General features: G+C 39.1%; 17 protein-coding genes. 3 read left to right on the forward strand and 14 right to left on the reverse strand.

All coding sequences use genetic code 11. The features are described from left to right. Window positions 1-5: 5 nt before the first annotated feature. Window positions 6-2,444 (forward strand): CSLREA domain-containing protein, encoded by a 2,439-nt coding sequence (locus tag F936_RS05510; protein WP_005045800.1) that lies wholly within the window; start codon window positions 6-8, stop codon window positions 2,442-2,444. Window positions 2,445-2,536: 92 nt separating this feature from the next. On the opposite strand, the gene F936_RS05515 is transcribed toward F936_RS05510, so the two are convergent. The 5 genes from F936_RS05515 to F936_RS05535 form a co-directional block, all read right to left on the reverse strand. Continuing rightward, a complete protein-coding gene (locus F936_RS05515; RefSeq protein WP_004790640.1) occupies window positions 2,537-2,926 on the reverse strand; it encodes a DUF3106 domain-containing protein in 390 nt (129 codons plus the stop codon). Continuing rightward, window positions 2,916-3,236, reverse strand: coding sequence for a hypothetical protein (locus F936_RS05520; RefSeq protein WP_004643705.1), 321 nt, complete (start codon window positions 3,234-3,236; stop codon window positions 2,916-2,918). The genes F936_RS05515 and F936_RS05520 overlap by 11 nt, the downstream gene beginning before the upstream one ends. Beyond that, complete coding sequence (locus F936_RS05525; protein ID WP_005045802.1) at window positions 3,226-3,840, reverse strand: RNA polymerase sigma factor; 615 nt, start codon at window positions 3,838-3,840, stop codon at window positions 3,226-3,228. The genes F936_RS05520 and F936_RS05525 overlap by 11 nt, the downstream gene beginning before the upstream one ends. A 159-nt stretch (window positions 3,841-3,999) precedes the next feature. Then, window positions 4,000-4,776, reverse strand: a complete 777-nt coding sequence (locus F936_RS05530) for a TrmH family RNA methyltransferase (RefSeq protein ID WP_005045804.1) — start codon at window positions 4,774-4,776, stop codon at window positions 4,000-4,002. A gap of 59 nt (window positions 4,777-4,835) precedes the next feature. After that, window positions 4,836-5,807, reverse strand: a complete 972-nt coding sequence (locus tag F936_RS05535) for a class 1 fructose-bisphosphatase (protein WP_003650226.1) — start codon at window positions 5,805-5,807, stop codon at window positions 4,836-4,838. Between the two features lie 184 nt (window positions 5,808-5,991). Here F936_RS05535 and F936_RS05540 point away from each other — a divergent pair, with 184 nt between their 5' ends. Beyond that, window positions 5,992-6,177, forward strand: a complete 186-nt coding sequence (locus F936_RS05540; RefSeq protein ID WP_003650227.1) for an NF038105 family protein — start codon at window positions 5,992-5,994, stop codon at window positions 6,175-6,177. 58 nt (window positions 6,178-6,235) lie between these two features. On the opposite strand, the gene pal is transcribed toward F936_RS05540, so the two are convergent. The 9 genes from pal to F936_RS05585 all read right to left on the reverse strand — a co-directional run bounded on the left by pal (window position 6,236) and on the right by F936_RS05585 (window position 14,545). Next, the gene (gene pal / locus F936_RS05545; RefSeq protein WP_005045807.1) at window positions 6,236-6,796 is read right to left on the reverse strand and encodes a peptidoglycan-associated lipoprotein Pal; all 561 of its coding nucleotides are present in this window, start codon (window positions 6,794-6,796) and stop codon (window positions 6,236-6,238) included. A gap of 27 nt (window positions 6,797-6,823) precedes the next feature. Continuing rightward, a complete protein-coding gene (gene tolB / locus F936_RS05550; protein ID WP_004643698.1) occupies window positions 6,824-8,104 on the reverse strand; it encodes a Tol-Pal system beta propeller repeat protein TolB in 1,281 nt (426 codons plus the stop codon). A 93-nt stretch (window positions 8,105-8,197) separates the two neighbouring features. Then, window positions 8,198-9,601, reverse strand: a complete 1,404-nt coding sequence (gene tolA / locus F936_RS05555) for a cell envelope integrity protein TolA (RefSeq protein ID WP_005045809.1) — start codon at window positions 9,599-9,601, stop codon at window positions 8,198-8,200. A 3-nt stretch (window positions 9,602-9,604) separates the two neighbouring features. Continuing rightward, complete coding sequence (tolR, locus tag F936_RS05560) at window positions 9,605-10,057, reverse strand: protein TolR (RefSeq protein ID WP_003650231.1); 453 nt, start codon at window positions 10,055-10,057, stop codon at window positions 9,605-9,607. Then, entirely contained in the window at window positions 10,057-10,755 is a 699-nt protein-coding gene (gene tolQ, locus F936_RS05565) for a protein TolQ (RefSeq protein WP_003650232.1), read from the reverse strand. The genes tolR and tolQ overlap by 1 nt, the downstream gene beginning before the upstream one ends. Before the next feature lie 23 nt (window positions 10,756-10,778). Then, window positions 10,779-11,186: a tol-pal system-associated acyl-CoA thioesterase gene (ybgC, locus tag F936_RS05570; RefSeq protein WP_005045811.1), complete on the reverse strand. Its 408-nt coding sequence runs from the start codon at window positions 11,184-11,186 to the stop codon at window positions 10,779-10,781. A gap of 313 nt (window positions 11,187-11,499) precedes the next feature. Continuing rightward, complete coding sequence (gene ruvB / locus F936_RS05575; protein ID WP_003650234.1) at window positions 11,500-12,504, reverse strand: Holliday junction branch migration DNA helicase RuvB; 1,005 nt, start codon at window positions 12,502-12,504, stop codon at window positions 11,500-11,502. A 7-nt stretch (window positions 12,505-12,511) separates the two neighbouring features. Continuing rightward, a complete protein-coding gene (gene ruvA / locus F936_RS05580) occupies window positions 12,512-13,111 on the reverse strand; it encodes a Holliday junction branch migration protein RuvA (protein ID WP_005038862.1) in 600 nt (199 codons plus the stop codon). Window positions 13,112-13,204: 93 nt separating this feature from the next. Then, window positions 13,205-14,545 (reverse strand): deoxyguanosinetriphosphate triphosphohydrolase, encoded by a 1,341-nt coding sequence (locus F936_RS05585; protein ID WP_003650236.1) that lies wholly within the window; start codon window positions 14,543-14,545, stop codon window positions 13,205-13,207. A gap of 309 nt (window positions 14,546-14,854) precedes the next feature. Between F936_RS05585 and purL the strand changes: the two genes are divergently transcribed. Beyond that, window positions 14,855-18,688: a phosphoribosylformylglycinamidine synthase gene (gene purL / locus F936_RS05590; RefSeq protein ID WP_005045813.1), complete on the forward strand. Its 3,834-nt coding sequence runs from the start codon at window positions 14,855-14,857 to the stop codon at window positions 18,686-18,688. Window positions 18,689-18,697 lie beyond the last annotated feature (9 nt).

Below are 18,697 nucleotides of genomic sequence, written 5' to 3' on the forward strand. Positions count from 1 at the left end.
GGGCTATGAAAAATTATCAAAAAGCACTGGGTGTAATTACTGTTATCGCAGCAATGCCTTTAATGGCACAAACAACAATAAAAGTTACAACGCTTGCTGATGAAGATAATGAGAACATGAATGCATGTTCTCTACGTGAAGCTATTACAGCAGCAGAAATGCGTAAATCTTATGGTGGATGTGAAGTTTCTGCAATTGATGCAAACTATACAATTCAACTGGAAGGTGGTACTTACACTTTAAATAAAGAATTAACCCCTAAAATTGGTTTGAATATTATTGGGAAAGAAGCGACAGATTGGGAACGAAAAGGAGTTTTAACGAATGACTATCCAGCCCAAAAAGCGCTTGAAACTCGTATAAATGCTGGGGGAAAATCACGTATCTTTAATACGGCTGTTTACCAGCAACCTTTAACATTAACTAATATTATTTTAGAAAATGGTAAAAGTACTGAGTCTGGTGGTGCAATTTATGCTGGCGCCGATGTAACTTTAAAAAATAGTCAGATATTAAACTCACAAGCATCTAAAGGTGGAGCGATTTACCTTGGAGGTAATACTGCCAGTTTAACGATGAGTCATTCTTTAATTCAAAACAATGGCCAGACTTCAACTGAAGGTAGTATTCTCGCAATGAGTTGTATGTTTAATACTTCATATAGCGCACGTACTATATCATTGGATTCAAATAGTTTTGTTAATAATGGATCGGCTAGTTCAATAAGTGCTTTTAATTTTTGTGGCAGCCCTACAGCGACTTTTACAAATAATACAATCGCAAAAAATATTGCCAGTCCGACTAACGGTAGTATTCTTAAATTTACAGGAGATGCTGATCCATCAAAAAATCAAACCAGTAATTTAAGTTCGGCTAGTAGTTTAATCTTGCAAAATAATACGATTGTTGAGAACTCAGCAAACACAACTTTTTTATATGATAAATTAGGTAATAAAAAATTAGATTTTAATGTATTAGCTTTTAATAACGGGTCTTATGCTTGCCGATATTTACTTGGGGCAGCAGCTGAGGAAAAAGATACTGGATTAGATTTGAGGTTTAATGCGTTAAATTTAACAGGAAATGCACCAAAATGTGATGTACCCAAAGAAGTAGTGCCTGCGGGTAATACTAATATTGATATAGTAAATAATGTCTTAAATACTTTATTAGAGCCTTTAAAAGGGGCTAATGAAAATAATGGATTTTTACCAATTTACTATCCTAAAAATAATTTTTCAGCCACAGATTTAATTGATGTAGATTCAGAAAATAAAGTTAGTTGCCATCCTCAAGATCAGCGTGGGTTAGCTAGATTGGTAAGCAATACATACTATTATCAAACTTTAAATGAAAATAAAAATAGTTGTGATATTGGTTCAGTTGAATTAATGAAACTTACGGCAGGTGATCTAGAAGGTTTAGGTAATATTTCATTTACGACTTTAATAGAGACATATCAAAAAAGCTATGATTTGTATGATAGCCTGCTCAAAGATCCAACTACGCCATCAAACTTTATTGTTTACTATAAAGTTCGTTTAGCTGAATTTAAGGATTTACTTGATAAGTTTAAAAATGATAAGGCTCATGTAAATACAAAATATCGAGCAATCTATATTGATTTAAAAAATTATGGTTTTCCTCTACCAACTGAAGACATTAACCATGTATTAAAGTTTTTTAATACGGCTGATTATAATGTTAAAGCAGAACCCTTGGGCGTGGCGCAAAAAGTAGAAGATTTAACTCCTGATACTAAAACTAAGGAAAACCAGAGATGTGTGTGGAATCCAGCAGTACAGCAAATTCTTTTTTATCGTGTTGATGATGATCCTACTTCAAGTACAACTAATGAATTTTGTAAATATACAATTACCACTAAAGCTGGTGTGGAACTTAGTAGTGGATTAATTAAAGCAAAATTTGCAAATATTGCTCCTGTTTCTGGAGATGGCACAATAACATTTAAGTATTTAGCAAATGAAATGATTCCTTTGAATTTACTCAAATATGCGAATGATGATGGCGATGGGCCAGTTAGTACACTTATTGCAAAGCCTGATAAGCCTCAATTTTGGGTAAATGAAAAAGGTGTAGAGTTACCTATCTATTTGCCAAGCAAAACTTCAAAAGATGGAATTTTTACGGTCGTTAAGGCAGATCGAGAAGGACCGTGTCCTGGTAAAGACAATAAAAATACATGTTACGGCGGTAATATTTATATTCAAGCAAAAAATGTCTTTAACACTTTTAACGATACACTATCTTATAATGTCTATGATGCTAATGGATTAATTTCAGCGAAACCTGGGACAATTAATCTGATAAGTACCGCAACTACTACTGATGATTCTCGAAGTGGGGGCGGCGGCGGTAGCTTAGGAATTCTATCTATAGCATCTTTACTTGGTTTAGCGGTTTATAGACGCTACCGTAAATAAATTATATAAAATAAAAAGCCTCCAATTGGAGGCTTTTTATGGAAAGTATATAAGTCATGAAATTCACGGGGTGTGAACTTCATATACTTATATTAATGTTCTAAATACTTATTCATATATTCTTCACGAATAGCTGTTCTTTCTTCACCATTTGCTTTAAGCATACGCTGACGTAAATCATTACGCTCTTGTGTACTCATTTTTTGCCATGCTTCACGCATTTTTTCTTTTTCAGCATCGGGGAGCTGAGTAAACCAGTCCATACGTTGCTGTAGGTTCGTACTTTGATTCGCTGGTAACTCTTTTAAGCTCTGGTAACGTTTAATAACTGCACGTTGTTCCTCTTCAGAAAGGGCATTCCATGTGTCATCAACTTGTGTATTGGCATCTTTAGAAAAAATCCAAAATCGTTCAAAACCTGCAAAACTAGTTTGCAAGAAACTTAATGAACAAAGGATAAGAGCTAATTTTTTAGCTGCCATGTTGTACTTTATCCTCACCCAAGACCATTAGCATTTCTAAATCTTCCACCATTTGTGGGGATAATTTAGGATTTACAATCACTTGATTTTGTGGCTTATCAACAATATCTGCTGAATTAGGTAAAATTACAAAACCTGTGATCGCTGCTGCAAGTGCAAAACCAGACATTTTCCAGACACTATAAAAAGAGGCTGGTTTTTGTTGAATATGGTCAAGCACATGATTCATGACCACTGTTTTATTTTTATGGTGATGTGCCAAACTATCAAGTTTAGACGTCACCTTTTTAGTGAAATCATCATGATTCATCAGAACCTCCCAAGGGATTTAAATGGGCCAAGTACTCTCTAAGTCCCTGAATTGCTCGGTGATAATGGGTTTTTACACTACCTTCGGTACAGTTCATGATCTGAGCTGTTGTGTGTGTGTCAAAACCTTCCCACGCACGTAACATAAATGCCTGTTGTTGACGAACAGGTAGCTTTGAAATCGCTTCTCGAATTTCTTCGATAGTTACTGCTTGATCGAGAAAATCCGCAGGATTAATGGCTTTTTCATCAACTACATCAATAATTTCGTCGTCGTCATTGTCCAGACTAACTTTTTTGAAGAATGAAAATGGGTTTGCTCTACGAGATTCTTTGCGGCGCCAATCCTGAAGTTTGTTGTTTAAAATCGTATAAAACAGGGGATACCATTCTTCAGTACTTTTATCGGCATAAGATTTGTGTAAAGCAATAAATGCTTCTTGAACCAAATCCATTGCAATACCTTGTTGACCTTGGGTAGCACTCTCCATCATCACCAAAGCACGACCAGTTACATCTTGCATGAAAACTTTCAGGCGTTGTTCAGCCGTGCTTGCATGAGCACTAGATGTTTCCGATCGAGACTTTTTCGGTGCTAAATCCATGGAGATGGAAAATCCTGTCATTGGACATACCCACCTTATCTTCAATATATCTCTTATATAACGTTGAAAAGAGGTGGGAGGTTGACAACAATCGGCTATTTTTTACTAGTGTAATTGATTTTTTTCACAAATATGTGAGATGTAAAATAAATTAACGTTTTATTGGCGTTGACGAACCATCTCAAAAAAACAAATAGATCCTGCAATTGCTACGTTTAATGACTCTTGTCCACCTGGTTGAGGAATAGTCACTGATTGTGCTTGATCTAATGCGTAATCACTAGCACCTTGACCTTCGTTTCCTAAAATCCATACACAGGGTTTTGAAAGATCTTGTGAGTACAGGCTTGTTGAGTGATGAGAGCTCGTAACAAAAACTGGGATTTGAAATTTTGGAAGAATATCTGTGAGTTGGAAGTTTTCAAAACAATGTAAGCTAAAATGAGCTCCCATACCTGCTCTTAAAACTCGTGGAGACCAAAGTGATGCAGAGCCTTGTGTGCAAATAATTTGTTTAATATTTGCTGCCGCTGCTGAACGTAGCAATGTGCCTACGTTACCAGGATCTTGGATATTCTCTAGAATTAAAGTATCTACTTTATAGTCAATTGTTGATGCAGTTTTAGGCAAATCGATAATAGCCAAACAAGGCAGACTTGTACCTAAGGTACTCAAATCTCTATATAAAACTTCACTAATAACAAAGATATGACCTTGATGCAGTTCGATTATTTCTTTTAAATCTTCGTGTTCTAATGCTTGTTCTGTCGTAAATAAAGAGAAAAGCTTCTTCTGTTGCTGTAGCCACGCTAAACAAAGATGGGTACCTTCAAGGACTGTTTGCTGGTGTTTTTTTCGGGCGTTACTAAGTTCGATTAATCCACGCAAATGTTTAATTTTTGCATTGTCTTTTGATTCTAAAAAAATAACAGCCATAAGGAAATATCCAACAAAAGGGCACCATCATACTATGATGCCCTAAGTAATTAAAATTATTAATGATAGTTTGTTACGCGTTCAACTTCATTTTTAGAACCAATAATTACAGGAACACGTTGGTGAAGTTCTGTTGGTTCAATGTCTAAAATACGAACACGGCCTGTAGTTGATGCACCACCAGCTTGTTCAATGAGCATACTCATTGGATTCGCCTCATACATTAAACGTAAGCGACCCGCTTTTTTCGGATCTTTTAAGTCGTATGGATAAAGGAAAATACCACTGCGGCATAAAATACGGTGAATATCACCCACCATACATGCTACCCAGCGCATGTTGAAATCTTTTTCACGAACAGAGGTTTTACCTGCAAGTAATTCATCAATATATTGTTTTACAGGATCTTCCCAATGACGCTGATTAGAAGCATTAATTGCAAACTCTTGAGTATCTGCTGCAACTTGAACATTGTCAGTAGTGAGCAAGAATGTTTGAGTTTCTGGGTCTAAAGTAAAGAATGCTACGCCATTTCCAACTGTTAAAGCCATCATGGTTGATGGACCATAAAGTACATAACCAGCAGCAACTTGCTGTGTACCAGCTTGCATGAAATCGTCTGCTTGTGTTACCGCATTTTTTGCAGGCAGAATAGAGAAAATTGTGCCTACACACATATTAATATCAATATTACTTGAGCCATCTAATGGGTCAAACAAAACTAGATATTTACCATTTTCTTGGGCTGGTGTGAATTCATCAAGCTCTTCAGAAGCAAGACCACCTACTTGTGGATGAACTTTTAATGCATCGATTAAATAGTCATTAGAAATCACATCAAGTTTTTTCTGTGTTTCACCTTGAACATTTTCATTACCAGCACTTCCTAAAATACCAGCGAGCGCACCTTTTTGTAAGGCTTGATCGATAGTTTTACAGGTTGTGGCGATAGTATCGATGACTTGAGCCAACTCCGGTGTTAGATTCCCTTTTTGTTGTTCTAAAAATTGGGACAAGGTGAGGTTGGACATAGAAAATAGCTCCTGTGCTTCAAGCATCAAAATGAGTCAGATAAATACGTGGCATATTCTAGATGAGAATGGCACAAAATAAAAATTATCTTACTTTATTTGTGTTGGATTTATGCTTACAACCCCCATTTTAAATGGTATGTTGACTATATAACAACGGACTGTATATTTTAGGAGAATCGAAATGACAACAAAGAAGTTTGATGCGACCCCAACAGCAGGTGAACCAATCAATCTAGATGAAATTTCGAAAGAGAATGTTCAGGATGCTTGGAAAGATTATGAGGCAAAACCTGAATATAAAGATTTTAATAAGCATGATTTGATTGAATCGATGCAACATTCTGAAGAAGAAAAGAAATCTTCCTAAGTTTTGTTGTTATAAAAAAACGCTCATAAAAATATGAGCGTTTTTTTATGCGTATTCTTTATTTTAATAAAGGAGGGACTGCTTCGTAATTAATTTCAACGCGGCGATTTTCTTTCCACGCAGATTCATCATGTCCTGCATTAACAGGAGCTTCTTTACCATAACTTACAGCTTCAAGTTGCTGTGGGTTTACGCCATTGGTAATTAAGTAACTTTGTACAGCTTTAGCACGACGCTCGCCTAAGGCCATATTGTATTCACGTGTACCACGTTCATCTGTATGACCAGTTAATGCAACTTTTGAATTTGCATTTGCCATAAGAAATTGTGCGTGAGCTTGGAGAGTTTGATAGTCTTCAGTAGATAAGTCACTGCTGTCATAATCAAAATGAACAACGCGTTTAGCCAAAGCAGCTTTATTTGCTTCAGTCACACCTTTCGATGAAGCACCTGCCAAATTTTGAGCATTTAATGCCGCATCTTCACTTAAACCAGAAGTGTTTACTGTACTTGGATTTGTACCAGTTGCTGTAGTCGCTACCGGTTTGCGGCTAGCACAACCTGTCATCACAAGTGCTACGCTAAGAAAGGGTAAAGCTAAATATTTGATTGATTTCATGATCATCTCCATCAATGGAATTAAAAGTTATTTTGGTGCCCATGCCGGTTCACGTACTTCACCTTGTTCACTTGGTAAATTCATACGGAAACGTCCATCAGTAGACATAATAGACAACAAGCCACGGTTGCCTTCACGAGTTGCGTAGACCACCATTTGCCCATTTGGTGAGAAACTTGGTGATTCATCTAAACTGGTTGGGGTAAGAATATTGGTGATGCCAGTATTAATGTCCTGAATTGCAACTTTATAACTGCTGCCACTTGGGCGATGAACAAGAGCAATCTTTTTGCCATCTGCACTCAAAGTTCCACGTGCATTAAATGAACCTTTAAACGTTAGACGTTTTACTGAGCCATCAGCAAAGGTATAACGATAGATTTGGGCAGAACCACCACGGTCAGAAGTAAAAATAAACGATTTTCCATCTGGTGTATAACGTGCTTCAGTATCAATTGCCGAGTCGTTCGTCATACGTTTGACTTGGCGAGTTGATAAATCCATTTGATAGATTTCAGGATTACCATTCATAGAGGCTGTAAATAGCATTGATTGGCCATCAGGTGAAAAACTCGGTGCGCCATTTAGGCCTTTAAAGCTTGTGAGTACTTCACGTGTCCCTGTAGATAAATCTTGTAAATAAATTGCTGGACGTTTGGTTTCAAACGAAACATAGGCAATTTTCTTGGCATCAGGTGTCCATGCCGGAGAAAGAATTGGATCACGAGATGACAAAACTGTTTTTGGTTGTTCACCATCCGTATCTGCAATTTGTAAAGTATAACGTTCTGCAGGAGTTGCCGGATTTCTGAGTACATAAGCAATACGGCCACTAAAATCACCCGGAATGCCTGTAAGTGCCTGATAAATAGCATCACTTACCATATGGCCAGCTTGACGTATGCGTGAAGCAGGTACATTTAAAAGTTCATTTAAAATGTATTGCTGCTTTTGTACATCATAAAGTTGGTAATGAACTTCAAAACCTGTAGCTGTTTGTTTAATTTGTCCAGTAACTACATATGGAATTCCGGCAGCTTGCCAGTCAGAAGCTTGAATCTGATTGATTGCAGCATTAGCAGGTAAATTTTTAGATGAGCTTGTAAAGCGTCCAGAACGGTTTAAGTCAGTTTCAACAATAGGAGAGAGCCCATTGTCATTATTAAACGGGACAATAGCAATTTTAGGTGCCTGATCTGGTGCTTTAGCAATTTCCAGATATAACTGGGCAAAAGCAGTTGTAGAAGCAAGAGGGCTTAAAGCGGTGATCAATGCTAAAGATAGCAGGTGTTTGCGGCTCGTATTCATAAGTTTAAAGTCATAGCTGGTATTTTTGTGACTGTTGATTTTGTAGCATAGTTACATGCCTTAAACTATTTAAAGCATGTAACTCTTTCAAAATTATTGCGCTCTAAATGTAGAGGTAACACTTCTTGCTTCGCGCCTTGCATCTGGGTCTGATGGCATAGGATATGGCGCAGAGGCTTGAATTGCGGCCTTAATACTTGCATCTAAAGCATCATCTCCGCTTGAACGCGTGATTACAATTGAATTGACACTTCCCGAATCTGAGAGGGTAAAACGAACACCAACTGTTTTACCACTACTGCCCGTCGGAACATCCCAAGAGCGTCGAATTTTTTGCTCAAAATCACGTCTAGCTGAAGAAGCAACTTTTTTAGCCTCAGCTTTCTTTTGAGCTGCCTCTTCTTGTGCTTTTTGAGCAGATGTAGCTTTTGCTTCAGCCTCTGCTTCAGCTTTACGTTTAGCATCGTCAGCAGCTTTTTGCTGCTTAGCTTTTGCATCGGCGTCAGCTTTGCGTTTAGCGTCGTCATTGGCTTTTTGCTGTTTAGCTTTTGCATCGGCGTCAGCTTTACGTTTAGCGTCGTCATTGGCTTTTTGCTGTTTAGCTTTTGCATCGGCGTCAGCTTTACGTTTAGCATCTTCATTTGCTTTACGGGCTTCACTTTGTTCATGCTTAGCTTTTGCATCGGCGTCAGCTTTACGCTTAGCATCTTCATTTAATTTTTGCTGCTTAGCTTTTGCATTAGTCTCAGCTTTACGTTTAGCATCGTCATTAGCCTTTTGCTGTTTAGCTTTAGCATCATTTTCAGCTTTACGTTTAGCGTCGTCATTAGCTTTTTGCTGCTTGGCTTTTGCCTCAGCTTCAGCTTTACGTTTAGCTTCTTGCTGGGCTAAAAGTTTAGCGTTTTCAGACTTTTGAGCCTCACGTTTCAGCTTTGCATCGGTTTCAGCTTTACGCTTAGCCTCTTCAGCAACTTTTTGTCTAGCCTTAGTATCTGCTTCAGCTTTCGCACTTTGTTCGGCTTTGCGTTTTTGTTCAACTTCCGCTCTTGCTTTAGCTTCAGCCTGCTGCTTTTGTGCTTCCTCTACACGTTGCTGCTCTGTTGCTTGTTTAGCTTTCGCTGCTTCCTCAGCCTTGCGTTTTTGTTCAGCTAATTTTGCTTGCTGTGCCTGTTCAGCTTTTTGCTTTTCAGCAGCGAGCTGCTGTGCAGTCGGAGGAGGGGGCACTGCTGGAAGATTTTGAGGAAGAGTTTCATCTACAATAGGGCTTAAAACCTCTTTTGCTTCATTTGTAGCAGTTGTCTCTTGTTCAATTTCTTTCGCTAAAGGCGGGGGTAAATCTTCTGGCTTAACTAAAATAGTTGTTAGCTTTTTTGGCTGTTCAGGTGGTTTACTCAAGCCTAAAAAAAGCAAGCCAACAATGGCAATTGCATGAACTCCAATTGTAAAGCTCAATGCAATCGCATTTTGTTTAAAGTGTGGCTTTTGATTTTTATTCATAGCTTATTTTAAAGGCTCTGTCAGAAGGCCAACTTGAGTTAAACCTGCTTCTTGTAAACTTGCCATCAGTGATACGACCTCTCCATAAGGACGAGACTTATCACCATTGACTAAAACTGTGAGTTGTTTATTTTCTTGTTCAGCTTGTTTTTGAGCATCGCTTAAAACTTCTTCAAGTTTTTCACGAGATAATGGCTCACTATCTTTGTAATCTTCATACTGAAGATAAATATTGCCATCTTTACCAATCGTTACCATGGCTGGCATATCTTTTGATTCGATTGGATGGTTATTTGCTTGAGGTAAATCGACTTTAATACCACTGGTAATCATGGGAGCAGTCACCATGAAAATAACCAAAAGTACGAGCATAACGTCAATATAAGGTACGACGTTCATATCACTTTTTAGTGGTTTTTTTATGCGCTCAAAGCGCCCTGAACGCTGAATTGCCATTATGCATCTTCCTGTGATGAACCCACAGACTGACGTTGCAATAAAGCAATCATCTCTTCAGCAAATAAAGCACGATCAGAGTAAACACTTTCGCTTTTAGACGTGAAATGGTTAAAAGCCAATACAGCAGGAATTGCAGCGAATAAACCAATTGCGGTTGCAATAAGTGCTTCGGCAATACCCGGTGCAACAGTTGCCAGAGTAACTTGATCAACAGCGGCTAAACCGATAAAGGCATTCATAATGCCCCAAACAGTTCCGAATAGACCGATATAAGGAGCTACAGAACCGATACTTGCTAAACTACCTAATCCATATTCTAGGTGGCTCTGATCACGACTCAAACCTACACGTAAAATACGTTCAGTCCCTTCAATTGTTTGTGAAACAGGAGCCTGACGTTTTTTAAGTTTAAAAAATTCACTCAACCCTTGATAAAAAATATCTTCAAGACCTGAGCGTTTTGAGTTGAGTTGAGCATTGTTGTAAAGCGTATTGAGTTCAGCACCTGACCAGAACATTTTCTGGAAATGTTCATCTTCTTGATGTGCTTTTTTATAACTCATATGTAACTTGGCAATCAGATACCAACTAAAGATTGATGCTAATAATAAAATTAGCATGACCAACTGAACGACTGGACTTGCCTGTAAAATAAGGTCAGAAATATGCAGGGTTGATTCAATGTTTGTTGCCATAGTTACATATGCCGGTTGTTTTTTTAGTCTTGTTTCAATTCTTTACGAATAAGATCACGTATTTCTTCTGGAAGACGACGAGCTATCAGTTCTTTGCTTAAACATGCCAACTCAACCTCGCCAGAAGCAAGCAAGATTTCACCACGATAAATATTTTGTTGCAACACAAATGACGCAGCTTTACATGAAACTACACGTGCTGTAACAGTAATTAAATCATCCATTAAAATAGGACGCATGTATTTTACATCAATTTTATGTACGACAAAGTTGTAGTCTTTTTGATGCCAGTAATGATCAACCCCAGAAGCACGGAGCCATTCAGTACGGGTACGTTCCATATAGCGAATGTGGTTGGCATGGTAAACAATACCACCTGCGTCCGTATCTTCAATATAAACACGAATGTTGAATTCAAAATGATTCGCCATGAGAGGATTCCGTTTTAGTTCACTATAGAGCTTTGCATTTAAAATATGACTGCTGAATAAAACATCAATTTTATTCGAAGCCACGTATATGCTTTAAATACGGGGCAGTTTAGCAGATTGCATACTAAGTCCTATGGCACAACCTTTCAATTGCGGTCAAAGCATTTTTACGTTTTATAACGCTGCAAAAAAAGAAGAAAGTAAATATAGAAAGAAGACAATATTTGATTTCTTTAGCTATTATTTATAATGATATAAAATTAAAAATAATAATTTAGGAACCAAAGTAAGGAGAGACATGCTCTCCAAATCACTAGTTTTTAGGCTCAGGTGGAGTCAATCCAAACTGTAAATAAGATTGATTGGTAGCAATACGACCTCGAGCAGTACGCATGACATAACCTTGTTGAATTAAATAAGGTTCAAGAACGTCTTCAAGGGTACCGCTATCTTCGGCCATTGCTGCTGCTAGTGCCTCAACTCCAGCAGGACCACCATCAAAACGCTCTAGTAGCATGCTCAAATAACGTCGGTCTAGGGTGTCTAAGCCTGCCTTATCAACATTGAGCATATCAAGCGCACGTTGTGCCATGTCATGGGTCACTTCACCTGTACCTTTTACTTGTGCATAGTCACGCACACGACGTAATAGACGATTGGCAATACGAGGTGTTCCACGTGCACGGCGTGCAACTTCTTCTGAACCCTCAACTGTAATTGGCACATTCATTAAGTTTGCAGAGCGCGACACAATATGAGTCAAGTCTTCCACAGAGTAAAACTCAAGACGTTGTACAATACCGAAACGGTCACGTAGTGGTGACGTAAGTAAGCCTGCACGTGTAGTCGCAGCGACGAGTGTAAAAGGTGGTAAATCCAGTTTGATTGAGCGAGCAGCAGGACCTTCACCAATCATGATATCCAGTTGGTAATCTTCCATCGCTGGGTAGAGAATTTCTTCAATAACTGGAGAAAGACGGTGAATTTCGTCAATGAACAAGACATCGCCTTCTTCAAGGTTGGTAAGCATTGCAGCTAAGTCGCCCGCACGCTCCAAAACTGGTCCCGAAGTAGATTTAAGATTACCGCCCATTTCACGCGCAATAATGTTGGCAAGTGTGGTTTTACCCAAGCCGGGTGGACCAAAAATCAGCGTGTGATCGAGTGCTTCACCACGACCGCGAGCAGCGCCAATGAAAATTTCCATTTGTTCGCGTACTACAGGTTGCCCAATATAGTCGGCAAGTGAAGTTGGTCGAATCGCCCGATCAAAATGATCTTCTGGTTTTTCTGCTCCACTGATTAAACGGTCTTGCATAAGTGTTTTACTTCATCATTGATTTTAGAGCAGCGCGAATAATATCGGCTGATTCGGTGTAATCGGCTTTAACAGCAGCAACAGCTTTTTGTGCCTCAAGTGGCTTGTAACCTAAAGATTGCAAAGCTGCTTCTGCTTCTGCCACAGGTGAGTTTGCAGCAAACTGAATTTGAGGTAGGGTAGTCGCAGAAGAAGTTCCTTGAGCCAATGTTTTGAAACGGTCACGAAGCTCGATCATTAAACGCTCGGCTGTTTTTTTGCCAACGCCCGGGACTTTGACCAACGTGTTGATGTCGTCATGCTCAATTGTATGAACCAGTAGTTCAACACTTAACGTCGATAGAATCCCTAAAGCCATTTTCGGGCCGACACCATTTACTTTTAATAAGGTGCGGAAAATTATTTTTTCTTGAGCATCACTGAAACCGTAAAGCTGTTGAGCATCTTCACGGACAACCAAATGCGTCCATAACGTAACTTTTTGGCCTTTTTGTAATTGGCAAAATGTTGAAAGTGGCGTATCAATTTCATAACCCACACCATTTACATTCAGTAAGACAGTAGGGGCTTCCAGGGCAAACACTTCGCCAATTAAACATCCGATCATAGAGTAATTTCACTTATTCATAACTGTAAATCTGGTCGTTCTAACATTCATTGAAAACGACACAGGTTTTATTTCTTTCTATATCAAGCCAGCTTAAAACAAGCCAATTTTATTACCTTGTAACTCTTGAGCCAAGCTATAAGCCTGATGATCTGAGAACTTACTGATAATATCGAGTACTTGCATAATATTACTGTAGTGATTATTGCTAAAGTTAGCACCATACAGATTAAGGATAGACATTAAACGTTGTTCTTTAAAGCTCAAAGATTTATGTGGCGTTGTCAGAGGCACAAATGCATCCAAAATTGTTTGCAAACTTTGATGTGCAATAATTTCTAAACCAGACTTTTGTGGATGTTCAAAAATTTTGTCACGTGCCAAATTTTTGGCTGTTTCGATACCAATTGCAATATCGGGTGAGCAATATTGTAAAAGGTTGCCTTTAAGCTGACCGGTAATAATTTCATAATGATGTTTAGCAAAAGCTGTGGTGACTTCATCCACAAGCCGTTTCATAACACGACCACGTAATGCTGAAATCTTTTGTTGCCACGTACTGTCTGGGTGTGACAATTCTTCAGGCTGACCATAATCGGCAATAAGGTTTAAGAAAATTGGTTCAACTTCTTGGTAACTCAGCATATTTAAGATAATGCCATCTTCTAAGTCAATTAAGGCATAGCAAATGTCGTCAGCAGCTTCTAACAAGTAAGTCAGTGGGTGACGGCAATAATGATATTCACCTAACTGAATAAGTCCGAGCTGTTCAGCAATCTGTTTTAAAATTTCTTTTTCAGACTGATAACAACCAAACTTTGCTCGTTGATGGGAAGGGCGATCACCTTGAGATGCAATGGTTTTTGAAAGCCATGGGTACTTTAAATAAGCCCCTAAAGTCGCATAGGTTAAGCGCATCCCGCCATCATTTGGATGATAATCAATCCGACTTAATAAACGTAATCCTTGGGCATTACCTTCAAACTGGCGAACATCGGCTTCTTCTTCGGGGCTTAGTTTCTTCAAAAAATCATCATGTGAGGCATCATCGAACCACTCACGAATTGCATATTCACCTGCATGCCCAAAAGGTGGGTTACCAATATCGTGAGCCAGACAGGCTGCTTGAATAATTGCACCGACATCGGCAGGAGAAATCCAGACAGGTAATTCATTTTTTATTTTTTCTGCTGCGAGCATGCCCATTGAGCGGCCAATACAGGAAACTTCAAGTGAGTGAGTTAAACGGGTATGAATGCCATCATGCTGTGCGAGTGGGTGAACTTGCGTCTTACGGTTTAGCTGACGAAAACTTTGAGAAAATATAATACGGTCATAATCTTTATGGAATGGGCTACGAGCCAGTTCTGTACTGCTTTTTTTACTACCTAAACGAACTGCAGAAAGCAGCTCTAACCAACGCATTTGTTCCATTTATCATTATTCAAAACTGTAAAACCTGATCATGCCAAAAAAAAGTTAAAAGCACTAGCTTGGTGCGACATAGTTTGTCTTAGTTCAGGTTTTATTATGTTATTGAACAAACATGAAACAATTTATTTTTAGCTAGAATGCCTAAAAAAATGATTTTGAACAAAAAACTAATCACTTCTTGCAGAATTAGGTTACAGAATACTGATTCTACATCTAGCTGATTTTAGCAAGAAGCAGTAGAATATGCGCTCTCTCTAAAGTCACATTGCGGTAAGGTTCACAAGACCTGCCCGTGGAGCCAAAATCAACATGTTTATCGTGGCCGGTGCAGCAGCACATTCTTCTTTTAAGAAAGCTCAACTATTAACACGTTTATCGTCAATTAGTTCTGTTCAATCTTTTGACAGCCAATGGGTCTATTTGTTTGATCAAGCGCTCAACGAGCAGCAACATCAATCTGCTTTGCAATTATTGAATGACGGTGAGTCTTTTGAACTTCGTCAATCTGCAAGTGATGAGATTCAGATTTTAGTTACACCACGTGTGGGTACTATTTCACCTTGGTCTTCTAAAGCAACTGATATTTTCAAAAACTGTAATACGCCAGTGCATCGTTTAGAACGTGGCCTTTTATTTACGTTAAAAGGTGTTTCTGAACTTTCTAATGAAGTTAAACAAGTACTTCATGACCGTATGACAGAAACAGTTTTTGCTCAAATTGATGATGCAAAAGCATTATTTTCAGAAACGGCACCAAAACCATTAAATTCAATTGATATCTTAGGTCAAGGCAAAGAAGCTTTGGTTAAGGCGAATAATGAGTTCGGTTTTGCGTTATCTGAACAAGAAATTGATTACCTAACTGAAGCATTCGGTAAGCTTGGTCGTAATCCAAATGACATCGAGTTGATGATGTTTGCACAGGCAAACTCTGAGCACTGTCGTCATAAAATCTTTGGATCTGAATGGACAATTGATGGTGAAAAACAACCATTATCATTGTTCCAGATGATTAAAAACACTTATAAAGAATCTCCAACTGATGTGTTATCTGCTTATAAAGATAATGCTTCAGTGATTGTGGGTTATGACACGATGCGTTTTTATCCGAAAGCGGATGAAAATGGTCACTTTGTTTATAAATATAAGAGCCAAGCTGCTCATATCTTAATGAAGGTTGAAACTCATAACCACCCAACAGCAATTTCTCCATTTGCTGGTGCTGCAACTGGTTCAGGCGGTGAAATCCGTGATGAGGGTGCAACAGGTCGTGGTGGTAAACCAAAAGCTGGTTTAACAGGTTTTACAGTTTCGAACTTAAACATTCCTGGTTTTGAACAACCTTGGGAAGAAAACTACGGTAAACCTTCACGTATGGCATCGCCATTACAAATCATGATTGAAGGTCCATTAGGTGGCGCGGCATTTAACAATGAATTCGGCCGTCCTGCATTAAATGGTTATTTCCGTACTTTTGAACAGAATGTAAATGGTGAAGTGAAAGGCTTCCATAAGCCAATCATGATCGCTGGTGGTTACGGTAATATCCGTCCAGACCATGTAGAAAAAGATGCGATTCAACCAGGTGATTTACTCATTGTCTTGGGTGGCCCTGCAATGTTGATCGGTCTTGGTGGTGGTGCTGCATCTTCTGTAGATAGCGGTACAATGGGTGAAAGCCTTGATTTCGCATCTGTACAACGTGAAAACCCAGAAATGGAACGTCGTTGTCAAGAAGTGATTGATACTTGCTGGCGTTTAGAAGACTTCAACCCAATCGTTTCTGTACACGACGTTGGTGCTGGTGGTCTATCAAATGCTATGCCTGAACTTGTGAATGATCATGAGTTAGGTGCTGTACTTAATCTTCGTAAGATTCCTTCATTAGAGCCGGGCATGAGCCCAATGGAAATCTGGTCAAATGAAGCACAAGAACGTTATGTTCTCGCAATTCGTCCAGAATCTTTGGATCAGTTCGAAGCAATCTGTGCTCGTGAACGTTGTCCATTTGCTGTGTTAGGTGAAGCAACTGAAGCACGTCACTTAACAGTTGAAGATCCATTGTTCCAAAACGATGCCGTTGATATCCCAATGCAAGTAATGCTTGGTGGTACACCACGTATGCAACGTTCTTATGAAACTATTGAACGTAGTGGTGATGATTTCGACGCTTCAAAAGTTGATTTGAAAGATGCGATTTTCCGCGTATTGAAAAACCCTACAGTTGCGTCTAAATCATTCTTGATTACCATTGGTGACCGTTCAATTACAGGTATGGTTGCACGTGATCAAATGGTTGGTCGTTGGCAGGTTCCTGTTGCAGATGCAGCAGTAACAACAACAAGTTTGCAAGGTTTCACTGGTGAAGCAATGGCAATGGGCGAACGTCCACCAGTTGCATTGTTAAATCCAGCGGCATCTGCTCGTTTGGCAGTTGCTGAAGCAATTACCAATATTGCATGTGCGAACATTGAACAAATTAGCGATATCAAACTTTCTGCAAACTGGATGGCTGCTGCTGGTCAAAAAGGCGAAGACCAAGCATTGTTTGAAGGCGTGAAAGCGATTGGTATGGAAATGTGTCCTGCTTTGGGAATTGCGATTCCAGTAGGTAAAGACTCACTTTCAATGCGCACAACTTGGAATGACGATGGTGAAGATAAAGCTGTAACTTCTCCAATGACAGGTGTAATCACTGCGTTTGCTCCAGTGACTGACGTTCGTAAGACCTTAACACCTGAACTTAAAAATTTAGAAGATTCAGTACTTGTACGTATTGATTTATCTAAAGGTCAGTTCCGTTTAGGTGGTTCGATTCTTGCTCAAGTATATAAAGCAATCGGTTCAATCACTCCAGACGTTGATAGTTTTGATGATTTCAAAGCGTTCTTTGCTTTAATCCAAGACTGGAACAACCGTGGCTTGATTCAGGCTTACCATGACATCGGTGATGGTGGTTTATTAGCCTCTGTAGCTGAAATGATGTTTGCTGCGCGTTTAGGTGTTGCATTAGAAGACCAAACTCAAGCAAGTTTGTTTGCAGAAGAAATTGGTGCAGTACTTCAAATCAAAGCAACTGATTGGGAAGCTTTGCAAGCAGAAATTGCTGCTTCTAGCTTGAAAGATGCAATTGCTGTAGTTGGTCGTGTAAATAACTCAGATCAATTATCTGTAAATGGCTTAACTTTAGATCGTGCTGAATTACAACAAGCTTGGTCTGAGGTATCTCATCAGATCCAACGTCTACGTGATAACGTAGAAACTGCTGATCAGGAATTTTCATTAATTACTGATAATGCGCACCAAGGTTTGATTGCTAAACCAACATTCGACTTGAATGAACCTGTTGAAGCGCCGTTCATTAATACACGTCGCCCAAATATGGCAATCTTGCGTGAACAAGGTGTAAATGGTCATATTGAAATGGCGGCAGCCTTTGATAAGGTTGGTTTCAATACTGTTGATGTGCACATGAGTGATTTACTTGCTGGTCGTGTGAGCCTAAGTGATTTTGAAGGTTTGGTGACTTGTGGTGGTTTCTCTTACGGCGACGTAATGGGCGCTGGTGGTGGTTGGGCAAAATCAGTTCTGTTCAACGCGAAATTACGTGATCAGTTTGAACAATTCTTCCATCGTGATGAAACGTTCAGCTTAGGTATCTGTAATGGTTGCCAAATGTTGTCACAATTAGCGCCACTTATTCCAGGTGCTGAACACTGGCCACGTTTCCACCGCAATATGTCAGAAGTTTTTGAAGCTCGTAGCGTAAACGTTCGTGTTGAAAAATCTGTTTCTGTATTGCTTGATGGTATGGAAGGTTCAATCTTACCGATTGCTGTTGCACATGGTGAAGGTCGTGCAGTTGTAAGTGAAACTGATCTTGCAAGCTTAAATGTAGATAACCAAGTGGCATTACGTTATGTTGACAGCCTTGGTAACCCAACTCAGCACTATCCATTGAACCCGAATGGCTCACCTGAAGCGATTACTGGTGTGACTTCTAAAGACGGTCGTGCAACCATTATGATGCCACATCCAGAACGTACTTTCCGTGCGCTTCAGCATTCTTGGAAACCAGAAGAGTGGACTGAAGACGGTGCATGGTTGCGTATGTTCCGAAATGCGCGTAAGTTTATTGGTTAATGTAAAGAT

Source organism: Acinetobacter calcoaceticus DSM 30006 = CIP 81.8 (genome assembly GCF_000368965.1).
GTDB lineage: Bacteria > Pseudomonadota > Gammaproteobacteria > Pseudomonadales > Moraxellaceae > Acinetobacter > Acinetobacter calcoaceticus.

Bases quoted from the DNA above. Each gene is read 5' to 3' on its own strand.
- F936_RS05510 (WP_005045800.1), top strand. From the start codon at position 6: ATGAAAAATTATCAAAAAGCACTGGGTGTAATTACTGTTATCGCAGCA.
- F936_RS05515 (WP_004790640.1), bottom strand. From the start codon at position 2,926: ATGGCAGCTAAAAAATTAGCTCTTATCCTTTGTTCATTAAGTTTCTTG.
- F936_RS05520 (WP_004643705.1), bottom strand. From the start codon at position 3,236: ATGAATCATGATGATTTCACTAAAAAGGTGACGTCTAAACTTGATAGT.
- F936_RS05525 (WP_005045802.1), bottom strand. From the start codon at position 3,840: ATGGATTTAGCACCGAAAAAGTCTCGATCGGAAACATCTAGTGCTCAT.
- F936_RS05530 (WP_005045804.1), bottom strand. From the start codon at position 4,776: ATGGCTGTTATTTTTTTAGAATCAAAAGACAATGCAAAAATTAAACAT.
- F936_RS05535 (WP_003650226.1), bottom strand. From the start codon at position 5,807: ATGTCCAACCTCACCTTGTCCCAATTTTTAGAACAACAAAAAGGGAAT.
- F936_RS05540 (WP_003650227.1), top strand. From the start codon at position 5,992: ATGACAACAAAGAAGTTTGATGCGACCCCAACAGCAGGTGAACCAATC.
- pal (WP_005045807.1), bottom strand. From the start codon at position 6,796: ATGAAATCAATCAAATATTTAGCTTTACCCTTTCTTAGCGTAGCACTT.
- tolB (WP_004643698.1), bottom strand. From the start codon at position 8,104: ATGAATACGAGCCGCAAACACCTGCTATCTTTAGCATTGATCACCGCT.
- tolA (WP_005045809.1), bottom strand. From the start codon at position 9,601: ATGAATAAAAATCAAAAGCCACACTTTAAACAAAATGCGATTGCATTG.
- tolR (WP_003650231.1), bottom strand. From the start codon at position 10,057: ATGGCAATTCAGCGTTCAGGGCGCTTTGAGCGCATAAAAAAACCACTA.
- tolQ (WP_003650232.1), bottom strand. From the start codon at position 10,755: ATGGCAACAAACATTGAATCAACCCTGCATATTTCTGACCTTATTTTA.
- ybgC (WP_005045811.1), bottom strand. From the start codon at position 11,186: ATGGCGAATCATTTTGAATTCAACATTCGTGTTTATATTGAAGATACG.
- ruvB (WP_003650234.1), bottom strand. From the start codon at position 12,504: ATGCAAGACCGTTTAATCAGTGGAGCAGAAAAACCAGAAGATCATTTT.
- ruvA (WP_005038862.1), bottom strand. From the start codon at position 13,111: ATGATCGGATGTTTAATTGGCGAAGTGTTTGCCCTGGAAGCCCCTACT.
- F936_RS05585 (WP_003650236.1), bottom strand. From the start codon at position 14,545: ATGGAACAAATGCGTTGGTTAGAGCTGCTTTCTGCAGTTCGTTTAGGT.
- purL (WP_005045813.1), top strand. From the start codon at position 14,855: ATGTTTATCGTGGCCGGTGCAGCAGCACATTCTTCTTTTAAGAAAGCT.